Source organism: Amycolatopsis sp. NPDC051045, from assembly GCF_040682955.1.
Classification (GTDB): domain Bacteria; phylum Actinomycetota; class Actinomycetes; order Mycobacteriales; family Pseudonocardiaceae; genus Amycolatopsis.
In genome coordinates, this window is record NZ_JBFBCC010000036.1 from 41,608 (window position 1) to 51,854 (window position 10,247).

Consider the following 10,247-nt stretch of genomic DNA (forward strand, 5'->3'; position numbering starts at 1 on the left):
TGAATGGGTCGGGAATTCGTCACGGGCCGGTGTTCGCCACGCGCACCAGCTGAGCTGCGGACGGGACGCCGACGCTGTCGACGACGACGAGCATGTAGTCACCGGGAGGCGCGGCGGCCTTGCTGGCGGGCGGGGTGGCCGTGATGGACCAGCGGTCGCCGGCCGGGACGCGCTCGGAGACCGCCAGCCAGACGTAGCGCTGCTCCATGTTGTTGCCGTGGGTGGTGGCGCCGAGCCGGATCAGGGCGAGCTTGCACCGGTCGTTGAGGCTTCGGCCTTTGGCGTTGACGGTGAACGGCTTGCCGTGCTGCAGCGTCGGGCCCACCGACGCCGTGGCGGTGGCGTTCACGGTTTCGATCACCGGGCGAGGGCCGCGCCACAGGTAGGACGGCAGGTAGCGTTCGGCGTCGGTGCGGGTCAGGAACCACAGGTTTTTCTTGCCCGCGTCGGCATTCGGGCCGCCGAAGCCGCCGGTGCTGCCGGCTTTCAGGACGCTGCCGTCGGGCAGCAGGAGGGCCACCGAGTGGTAGCGACGTGGCGTGGCGGCGGTGGCCGCGACGTGGAATTTCTCGGTCGTCGGGTCGAAGATGACGGCCTCGTTGACCGGGGTGTGGTTGTGGTCGCTCCAGCCTTGGCTGGCGCCGCCGCTGATCAGGACGGTCCCGTCGGCCATCAGCGTCGCGTCGCACAGGAACCGGGCGCGCAACGCGTTCAGCTGCGTCCATTTCGCTGCTTCCGGCGACGAGGGCGGCTTGGTGGGATCCAGCCGCAGCAGGTCCGCGGTCGCGGTGGTCGGGTCAGTACCGTTCTTGTCGCGGTCCGTGTGGTCGGTTTTCGTCTCTTTCGCTCCGCCGACCGCGAGGATCTTGGAGACCGGGTCGCCGGGGTGCAGGGGGAGCAGCACCATCGAGCCGTACCATGGATAGCTGCGCGTTCCCTTGGTTGTCATCATTCTGGGGCTGCCGTCGCCGACTGGTGTGAGCTTCTCGCCTGGCAGGTAGGTGTGCAGCCAAGCCCGGTTGGTTTCGACGACAGCGATCACGGTGTCGTTGGGGTTCTTGCCCGGGACGACGAAGATCCCGGGATAAGCCGCAAGCGGAGACTTACTGGTCAGCTTTTTACTGTTGACCAATCCAGTTGTGGTTTTTCCCGTTACCGTTTTGGGGTCGTAGATGATGTAGCTGTTGAGGAACCTCCCGAAGTACTTCTTGTTCCAGAGGCCGTCCCAGTAGCCGCCGGCGATGAGCATCAACCCATCGGGCAGTGGCGTGACGGTGGGGTACCATCGAGGGTTTATAAGGACTTTACCGCTGTTCGGGATCTCCTTCCATTTCTCGGGGCTGTGCGGGTCGTAGAGGTACAGCGATTTGCCGCTGGCGGTGCTCTTGTCGTCGGCGTGAATGTGTCCGCCGGCCGCGAGGAGTCGGCCGTCGGGAAGGTGGGCGGCCGCACCGCAGAAGATGTTGTGCCCCAGGCCGGAGTTGACGTCCGCCGTGGTCACGGTGTTCAGGTTCAGGGTCCTGGTCTCGGTGTGTTGGAAGTCCTTGACGTCCCAGATCCACTTCTCCCGTACCTCGGGGTTCACGTCTTTGCGGACCTCCAGCTTTCCGCTGGTGTCGCGTTCGCGAGGTGGGGAGTACATGACCACTTCGGGCCCGTTCGGGCCGCGCATGAGCGCGGCGTGGACGGCAACGATCTGGAGGTCGCTCTTGGCGCTGTTGCCAGGTCTGGCCAGTGGCTCCCAGCGACCGCCGGTCGGCTCGATCCACACTTCTACTTCCACGCTGCTGTGGCCGTCGCTGACGGTGAGCAGGTCGCCGGGTTCGCCGGGCTTACCGGCGTCGCGGGGCGTCACCCAGACGGTGGCTTCCGCGTTCGGCTCGATCCGTACCGTGATACTGGTGGCTCGGCCGCTTTCATCGCGGCTGGGGCCGATGTGGGTGTTGGCAGTCCGGCTGCTGACGATGACATCGGTGCTGCGCGCGGAGGTGGTGCTGATGGTCAGTGGCACCGGGACACCGCGCTGCGGGGTGTCCGTGGTGGCGTCGATGGTCATCGACAGTCGTGCGGGCTGCACCCGCAGCGTGGCCGTCGGCGCTGGCCCGGCTGGGGGTGCCGGGGCGGCGACGGCCCGCTGGGAGAGGAGGCCGACGCAGCCGGTCGCCACGACACCGGTCAGTGCGGTGCGGCGAGCGAACGTGGTGCCGGGTCGTTCCCCGGAGGACGTGCTGGCGTCCGAGGGCACAGGTTCGGTGGACACGGGTCCTCCAAGAGGTTCGGGTGTGGTCAGATGCCTTGCGGTGAGCAGGAGCGCAGAAACGACAGGCTGGGAGCGAAGAAGTATTCAGCGCCTTGGAGGGTGACCCAGTTCCGGCAGAGCCCGTCGCTCGCGCTGTTCCCACCGACCCGGAATTGAAACAGGCCCTCCTGTCCGTGTATTTTGGGCCAGTACTGGGCGGCATGCGTTGTGTGGTCACCGGCAGCTTGCCCGATGACCGGGTCCAGGCCTACGCCGCTCTTTACGAAACTGTCCATGTTCGCCCATGACGCCTGCATGAACTCGAACTGAGCTTCGATGGAGGCCTGCGCGCAGAGAAAGAGCAAGCCGACTTGTCGTTCGCAATCCTCCGGCTTTGTGTCGTCGTAGGATACGCCCCGGCGGACGATGCGGTGTTCGCGTTCCATTTCCAGGGATTTTCCGTTGATTACGTCGTCGTCGCCGCGCGGGTTCGTCTTGCGGATGTGCGACTGAAGCGGACACCGGGAGGTCCCCTGCTTGCTACGGTCAGGCACGTCTTCCGCATAGTTGAACTCGTCGGTCAGGCGGCCCGGTTCGCTGGAGGTGACTACCGGGGAGCCGTTGCGGAACCGGCCCATGATGTATGCGCCGGCGAGGTCTTTGTAGTACTGGCTGCTCTTCTGTGGAGTGTTCCGATCGTTTTTACTCAGATTTCGAGCCAGAAGATCGCGGTCCTCAGTGAACCGATCGACGTGCTGCTTCAGTTTCCGGTAGACGATGTAGGACCCGCACGAGTCCCGGCCCGGCTCCTGCGCCAGCACCAGGTTGAGTGGAGCGCTCGAGTCGTTCAGCGGTTCGCCGGTAGCGGGTCGCGTCTTCGAGATGTCCTTCGCGAAGAAGAGCGGATCAGCGATCCCATCGAGGAAGCCGAAGTGTTCCCGAGGGGGGCCGTCGCGCGTGGGTTTCCCGCCCTCGTCTGTGCGGATCACGGCACCCTTCTGGGTGAACAAGACCTTGCCGATCCGAGGGTTCGCCGCCAGGTCGGCGTCCAGTTTGCTCGCCGCTTCCTGCACCTTGCAGCGATCATCCTCGGCGAGCATTACGACGGCGTGCACGTCCTGCTGGAATCCTGCCTCCCACGTCGAACTCGGCGAGTCGTGAAGGGAGGAGGCGCGCTTCTTGGCGCCATCGAGGAAAGCCTCATCGGGCGGAGGCGTCAAACCCAGCTTGGTGTAGCCGGACGCCGACAGCAGCAGGTTGACGAAGACCGTGCCGGCCTGCCGCGCAGCCTTTTCCGTCAGCGCAGCGTGCCAGGCCACCGGATCTTCGGCGGCGGCGGCCATTGCTTCGGCCCGTGCCCGGGAGTCATCCCACTGCTTCTTCGCCGAGGTCACCCGCGTTGCCATCGCGCCCAGCCACTTCTTGGCCGCATGGACGTCATCGAAGGCGAGGAACAGGTGCGTGCTGTGGTCCCGTCCGTGGCTTTTGAGGATGTTGCCTTGGATGTCGGCCAGCAGGGCGTCGACCTGCTGGTCCGCGCCGGGGGTGATACCGCTTCGGTTGGGGTGCTCGAGTAGTTCTTTCACGGATTTTGTCGCTGCGGTCACAAGAGTCCTGTTCTCGGCTGGGCGATAGGCCACCTGTCCCGCTCGGGGGTGATGCAGCGGGATGGCGAGGGTCGGCCTATATGCGCTGCGCCATTGGACGCGGGTCGTTCGACCTTTCGCATTTCCATTTTTACCAGAGCGACTGCCGCCGCGGCAGTGGCCGAAACAGGGTTCATCCCTCTGATCCGGCAGTCACGCGAAGGAGATTCAATTTGCTCGCGGCGTCACAACGGAGCCGAAGTTCTCCACCGTCGAAACCGACGCAGAGCACCGCTCGTCGTCCCGCCATCGACACGTGCACGGACGGTCACCACAACGGCCCGACGCTAGAGGGCTGTCTGTCTACTGTGGACTGCAACTATGCCGGGCAGGTCGCTGAGGCGCCGGACGGTTCGACTGTGCGGACACCATCGATATCCCAGTGCTGCAGAGGCACTTGGTGTCGTGGGCTGATGCCTCGACGCCCACGGCACGGCTCGACGGCCGCAGGATTGCCCAGTGAGACGTGAAAGATCCTCCGGTGACGAGCGGCCTACCCGAAGGCCAGTCGCAGCTTCCCCGTTCGCCGGCCGGGCCGTCTCGTCCCCACGTCGTGAAGTTCGCGGTGACCTGGTCCAGCGGCGAGTCCTTGTCGTGGCCGCCGTAGCGGAGGAACTCCGTGCGGATCTCCATGCCCAGCAGTCCGGCCCGGTCCAGTCGCGTCGTGATCGCGGTCGCCAGGTTCTCGGTGGCTGCGTCCGGAAAGTTGTCGCCGCCGCCCCGGTGGACGTCCACGGTCCGGGTGCCGCACGTTCTGGAGCGGGAGGCGATACGGCAGGGTGCCTGGGTTGTGCCGACGGCGGGCGTCAGGTTAGTTGGTTCCACCACCAGCTGATTTGGGGGTAGGGGGGTGGGGTCAGGTCGGTGGGGTCCCAGAGGGTGGGGGTGGTGCGGATGGTGAGTGCCGGCGCGGTGTGCTGGTGGTAGCGGGCGCTGGTGGCGGTGAAGTGGACGGTGGCGGGGATCCACTGCGGTAGCTCGCTCGCGTAGCGGGCGACTTCCGGGCGGGGGTCGGCCAGCAGGCGTTGCTGCAGGTGTGGCATCAAGCAGAGTGCGCGTTCGTAGAGCTGGTAGGTCTGGGCGAGGGCGGCGGGGCCGCCGAGGGTGTGGTCGTGGTCCAGCGCGGCCATCAGGTTGACGTGGGACTGAGTGGTGGTCTCTTTCAGGGAGCTCCCCATGTCGTTCAAAAGCCCGCAGCTCAGGAGAACGGTCTGGGTGAACGCGAGGATGAGTGGTTCCTGCAGGTGTTGGTAGCTGAGCGGGTAGCCGCCGCCTGGGCCGGTGGCGGCGGCCAGGACGGGGCCGCCGAGCTTGGCCCAGCGCATCCGGAGATAGTTCCCGACGTTCGGAGGGTGTTCGCGGATCTGGATCGCGCGTTTCCACAGTTCGCCGGTGATCCAGTACAGGTTGGTGTGCCGGAACTCCGCCTGCGCGGTTGGGGACAGGCAGTCGAACAGCAGTTCGCGCACCGCGCGGCCGGTGCGCACCCACAGGTCGTCGGCGATCGGCACTGCCGTGGGCTGTTGGAGGGCGTGGGCGACTTCGCCGACGTGGGCGATCAGGGTGGCCGGCTCCTCAGCCAGGTGGTCGAGGTGGTCGTCCCAGGCGAAGGCCCAGTAGCAGTAAGTGGTGAAGGCCTTGACGAACGCTGTGGTCGTGAAGGGCATGGCGGCGGCGATCAACAGGCCGATGTTCATGCGTGTGACTGGGGTGGTGTCTGTGAACAGGCCGTGGTTCACCAGCCAGTCGACCGCGAAGGTGTCCACCTCCTCGGCGCCGGCGGGGTGAATCTGCAGCGGTACCGGGCAGTAGACCTCGATCGCGTCAGATGGGGATCCGCCGGTGGGCTGGTGCGCGGTGGCGCGGGTGTGGCTCACAGTCCGGCTCCTGTTCAGGTCGAGGGGCTCGCCGGGGCGGTTGTGGGGTCACCGGTCGCGGGAGGTGGCGTGGGTGATCAGGGAGCGCAGGAACGCTGCGGCCTCGGTGTGCAACGGCGCGGAATCCAAGGCGACTGCCGCTTGCCGGCAACGTTGGGTGATCATGTGCTCCACTGTGGTATGAGCGCCGGTGGCAGTGAAGATAGACCGGACCTCGGCCGCGCCGTCCTCATCGAGACCGAGGTGGCCGACCAGGTCGCCCAGACGGGTGCACTGGGCGGAGTCGGCGCGGTCGTGGGCGATGGCGAGCAGCGCGGTGGGCTTGCCGCTCCGCAGGTCGTCCAGGATAGGTTTGCCAGTACGGGCGGGATCGCCGAACACGCCCAGCAGGTCGTCACGTAGCTGGAACGCCTCACCCAGCGGAACGCCGTAGGCCGTGAATGCGCGGTGCAAATTCTGGTCGGCGTCGCCGAGGGCCGCGCCCACCCGCAGCGGGTACTCGACGGTGTAGACGGCGGTTTTGGCGCGGGCCACGCGCAACGCGGTGTCGAGATCAACGTGCCCGCGGCCGGTGGCGACCAGGTCCAAGTACTGACCGGCCAGGGTTTCGGTGCGCATGGCGTTCAGCAACGACCACGCCGCCGCCGCCCGATCCGGATCCAGCCCCGCCGTGTGCAGCAGTTCGTAAGACCACCCGAAGGCCAAATCCCCCAGCAGAATCGCGACATGTTCCCCCAGCCGCTGCGCTGCCGGATGCCCGGCGTGCAGCCGCGCGATTTGACGGTGCATCGCCGGACGGCCTCGGCGGGTGTCGCTGCCGTCCATGACATCGTCCTGGATCAACGCGAAAGCGTGGAACAACTCCAGTGACGCCGCCACCCGCACCACCCCGGCCGGGTCACCATGAGCGCCCGCAGCCACCCAACCGCACCAGCACAAGACGGGACGCAACCGCTTCCCCCCGACCAAGCACTCCCGCAACCAGCCCGCGAACAGCCCCACCTGCGGACGCGCCGATTTGCGCACCTGATCGGCCAGGAACTCTGCCAATACCGCATCAACCGACCCGGCCACACCATTCCCGAAACCACCCTGTGCGGTTTCGGCGTCGGACGACGCTCGCCGGGACATCACCGCCTCCACCCCCTGTGGCAGGACAACACCTTCGACAACGGTGCCATCCCCATGCCCGACGTGGAGGACCCGTCACCCACCGGACGTGCCGATCCCACCCACGTGGAGCAGCATCTTCGACACCCACTGTGATGTTTCGGTCACCACGCCACCGGGACGGCTGACGATTGGCCACCAGCGGGGGTCGGCCGCGGCAGTTACTTGGCTGTTGCAGGCACCTTCCGGTACTCCTGCCTCGCGCCTGTGCTCGGTGCTGAATCCGCAGCCCACTCATCGGATACAGGACGTTGACTTGTGCCTGCCGTCTGGATGACCGGCGTAGTCCAGTAAAGGCACCGGCTTCAGCGAGGCGACCCGGGCGCAGCTGCTCGCTCGCATGGAAGCTCTCGAGCAGCGTCGGCATCCGTTCGCGGTGACGCCGCCGCTGGAGGACACCGCCCGTGCTCACTGGGTGCGGCCCGAGCTTGTCGGTGATTTGGTGTTTCGGCAGTTCACCCACGGCGTCGGCCGGCTGCGCCACACCGCGTGGCGCGGCTTGCGTGAGGACGCAAACCTGCTGACGTCCTGGCCCCGCGCGCCCGTGAACGCGTCGACGCCGAAACTGCGCCGACTCCCGATCTGCGGCCGACTCAGCGGCCGACTGAGCCAGACTCGGCCGCGTCGGTACCGCTGGGGCCGAAGGTGACCGTGCAGGTCGGGAGGCAGCGCCTCACACTGTCCGATCTGGACAAGGTCTTGTACCCGGCGGACGGGTTCACCAAGGGCGAGGTGATCAACTACTACTCCCGCATCGCAGAGGTGCTGTTGCCGCATCTCGCTGGCAGCCCGGTCACGTTCATCCGGTTTCCTGACGGCGTCGGCGACGGCAAGCAGCAGTTCTTCGAGAAAAACGTGCCCAACGGTGCACCTGACTGGCTGCCCACCGTCGCGCTGCCCAGCACCGGCTCCCGCTCCGGCCGCGGCGGCGGCACGATCACCTACGCGCTGCTGAACGAGTTGCCGGCGCTGGTGTGGGCGGCGAACATGGCCGCGCTCGAGCTGCACGTCCCGCAGTGGAAGATCGACCCCGCCGGCGGGCGGCTACCACCGGACCGGCTGGTGCTCGACCTCGACCCGGGGCCCTTCACCGGACTAGCCATCGAGGTGCCAGATCCCAGCTTGGTGGCTGTGCCGCGCGAGCGGTCATCCTCGCGAGTTGCCACCCTTCCAGCTCGGCGGCCCGATCTGTGTCGAACGCGCGACACGCTGATGTGCGGACGTTCGCGGCCTTGGTCACCGCTGTAGGTGGCTGGAAAGTTCGACGGTGGTGCGCTGAGCATCGTTACAGTGGCCGCGTGGAGCGGCGTGTCGACCTCAGCAATCTTGACCTGGACCGGGCGGCTGTGTTGGTGGACGCCCGGCGCGCCGGCTGGCGTGAGCTGGGCCTCGTAGCTGATGAGCTCACGTGGATGGACAACGACGTCTCCTGGCCGGCGCCGCTTCTGCGGGATCGTGGCCAGGCACGTCGGCCGATGTCGTTGGGTGTGCGAGTGCACGGGGATGCGGGGGAGGCGGAGTTCGTGCTGTACGCCGGTGGCTGGGCGGACGTCTCCGTCATCCACCCGGGCATCGACGGGCCGACCGCCGAGTACGTCGAACTGGACGACGTCGAGGAGTTCGGGTCCCTGCTCGACCGCGTCGTCGGGCTCCTGCGTGAACCAGTCAGGCGCGACAGAAGCTCATCGAATGCTGCAAGGTCTGCTGGCGGACTCTAAGCGGCACGAGAGCGCGTTCTGTCCGGGGTCCGGATACTGGGTTTATGGTGACCGATGAGCGCGTCTGCGGTGTGGCTTTCCTCAGCACGAATGTGGAGTTGGCGGGGACGCTTGCGATTCCCCGTCGCCCTGACCCGACTCCTGGGGTGGTCATGGTCGGCGGGTCCGGACCGTCGGACCGGACCAACGACAATTTCTTCCCGCCGATCCGCCGTCACCTCGTGGAAGCCGGATTCGCCGTGCTCTCCTACGACAAGCGCGGTGTCGGCGCGTCCTCCGGCGACTGGCTCGCGGGAACGATCGACGACTTCGCTGCTGACGCCGTCGCAGCGCTGAACTTCCTCCGCTCCCAGCGTGGTGTCGAAGCCGAAACCACCGGCCTGTTCGGGCACAGCGAAGGCGGTTGGGTCGTCCTGCGCGCCGCGGCTCGCGAGGATGTGCCCTGGGTGGTCACCAACGGTTGCCCCGGCATGACACCCGCAGCTCAGGACCGCTATGCGTTGGCCACCGCCCTCCAGGCGATCTCCGGTGTCACGCTCCACGACGCCGAGGTGACACTGGCCGTGTACGACCGTCTCGTCGAAGCCGGTCGACGCGGCGCTGACTTCGCCGAAGCGATGCGATTGGTCCAGTCTTTCTCGATCCCCGCAGCCGTCGAAGAGCTGTTCGACGAATACTGGTCCGAGACGGACGAGAACCTCTGGGAGTTCACCAAACGTAAACAAGACCACGATCCGATTCCGGACGTGCTGCGTCTGCGTTGTCCGCACCTGGCGACATTCGGCGGCGCCGACGAACTGGTTCCGGTCGCGGACAGCATCGGCCTGTTCGCCGCAGCCGCCTGCCATGCCGAACGCCATCCGCAGGCAACCCTGACCGTCGAGGTGTTCCCCCATGCGAACCACCGTGTTCAAGTACGGGACGGGACCGCGTTGGTGTCCGGCTACCTCGGCGCCCTGACCCGGTGGATCACTGAGCATGCCGACATCGACTCGCCCTGATGAACGCTCGCTCATCGGCATGTGCGGACGTTCGGGAGCGGGTGGTCACGTCCGCAGGAACGTGTCCTTCAAGGTGAGATTCGGCCGGGTTCGTACGACTGTCCGGCCGCTACATCCTCCTGCGTGGTACTCCACCAGGACGAGAGGCTCGTTGTTGTGGTCGTCCACCGTGAGACGGGTCGTTTGCTCGCGGTAGACGTCGACGATGATCCTTGACGCCTGTTTCCACCGGAGGCGGACACTGCGCTCGACCATGTCCCAGGAGACGTGGAGTTCCTCGGTCGCGGAGACGGGTATCCGCACCTCCCGCACCCACTTCTCACCGGACGCCTCCTCGGCTTGCGGGGCGATACCGAACACGGAAAGCCAGGCCTCGTCATCGGCGACTGCGAACTCCACGTGAGCAGGCTATCGACTTGCTCGGCGACCGCTCTCCGCGGCTACTTGACACTGGGCGGCAGGATCGGGTCCGGCCGATGTGCAGGCGGGCCCGCCTGACGTCCTAAGACCGCATCTCGTTTGGGGGTGTTGTGGGGTAGGCGATATTGTTGATCAACGATGAGCGATGTGGAGAAGTGGTGTCCGGAGCCGTTGTG

The 10,247-nt window shown here is 66.5% G+C and carries 9 protein-coding genes; 4 read left to right on the forward strand and 5 right to left on the reverse strand.

Going from position 1 to position 10,247, the window contains the following annotated elements:
• Positions 1–19: 19 nt before the first annotated feature.
• The 4 genes from AB0M80_RS41520 to AB0M80_RS41535 all read right to left on the reverse strand — a co-directional run bounded on the left by AB0M80_RS41520 (position 20) and on the right by AB0M80_RS41535 (position 6,893).
• Positions 20–2,260, reverse strand: a complete 2,241-nt coding sequence (locus AB0M80_RS41520) for a galactose oxidase-like domain-containing protein (RefSeq protein WP_364575918.1) — start codon at positions 2,258–2,260, stop codon at positions 20–22.
• Between the two features lie 26 nt (positions 2,261–2,286).
• Positions 2,287–3,825, reverse strand: coding sequence for a hypothetical protein (locus AB0M80_RS41525; RefSeq protein WP_364575920.1), 1,539 nt, complete (start codon positions 3,823–3,825; stop codon positions 2,287–2,289).
• An 866-nt stretch (positions 3,826–4,691) separates the two neighbouring features.
• Complete coding sequence (locus AB0M80_RS41530) at positions 4,692–5,762, reverse strand: hypothetical protein (protein WP_364575922.1); 1,071 nt, start codon at positions 5,760–5,762, stop codon at positions 4,692–4,694.
• Positions 5,763–5,810: 48 nt separating this feature from the next.
• On the reverse strand, positions 5,811–6,893 hold the full coding sequence (locus tag AB0M80_RS41535) for a polyprenyl synthetase family protein (RefSeq protein WP_364575924.1): 1,083 nt from the start codon (positions 6,891–6,893) through the stop codon (positions 5,811–5,813).
• A gap of 379 nt (positions 6,894–7,272) precedes the next feature.
• On the opposite strand from AB0M80_RS41535, the gene AB0M80_RS41540 reads away from it, so the two are divergent.
• The 4 genes from AB0M80_RS41540 to AB0M80_RS41555 are packed head-to-tail and all read left to right on the forward strand — an operon-like array spanning position 7,273 to position 9,651.
• Positions 7,273–7,581 (forward strand): hypothetical protein, encoded by a 309-nt coding sequence (locus AB0M80_RS41540; protein WP_364575926.1) that lies wholly within the window; start codon positions 7,273–7,275, stop codon positions 7,579–7,581.
• Positions 7,578–8,180, forward strand: a complete 603-nt coding sequence (locus tag AB0M80_RS41545) for a hypothetical protein (RefSeq protein ID WP_364575928.1) — start codon at positions 7,578–7,580, stop codon at positions 8,178–8,180. The genes AB0M80_RS41540 and AB0M80_RS41545 overlap by 4 nt, the downstream gene beginning before the upstream one ends.
• A 50-nt stretch (positions 8,181–8,230) precedes the next feature.
• Positions 8,231–8,650, forward strand: a complete 420-nt coding sequence (locus tag AB0M80_RS41550; RefSeq protein WP_364575930.1) for a hypothetical protein — start codon at positions 8,231–8,233, stop codon at positions 8,648–8,650.
• 44 nt (positions 8,651–8,694) lie between these two features.
• A complete protein-coding gene (locus AB0M80_RS41555; protein ID WP_364575932.1) occupies positions 8,695–9,651 on the forward strand; it encodes an alpha/beta hydrolase in 957 nt (318 codons plus the stop codon).
• 45 nt (positions 9,652–9,696) lie between these two features.
• Here the strand turns inward: AB0M80_RS41555 and AB0M80_RS41560 are convergent, their stop codons facing one another.
• Entirely contained in the window at positions 9,697–10,050 is a 354-nt protein-coding gene (locus tag AB0M80_RS41560) for a hypothetical protein (RefSeq protein ID WP_364575934.1), read from the reverse strand.
• Positions 10,051–10,247 lie beyond the last annotated feature (197 nt).

Excerpts from the sequence above, each read along its gene's own strand:
- AB0M80_RS41535 (WP_364575924.1), bottom strand. The coding sequence starts at position 6,893 with ATGTCCCGGCGAGCGTCGTCCGACGCCGAAACCGCACAGGGTGGTTTC.
- AB0M80_RS41540 (WP_364575926.1), top strand. The coding sequence starts at position 7,273 with ATGGAAGCTCTCGAGCAGCGTCGGCATCCGTTCGCGGTGACGCCGCCG.
- AB0M80_RS41555 (WP_364575932.1), top strand. The coding sequence starts at position 8,695 with ATGGTGACCGATGAGCGCGTCTGCGGTGTGGCTTTCCTCAGCACGAAT.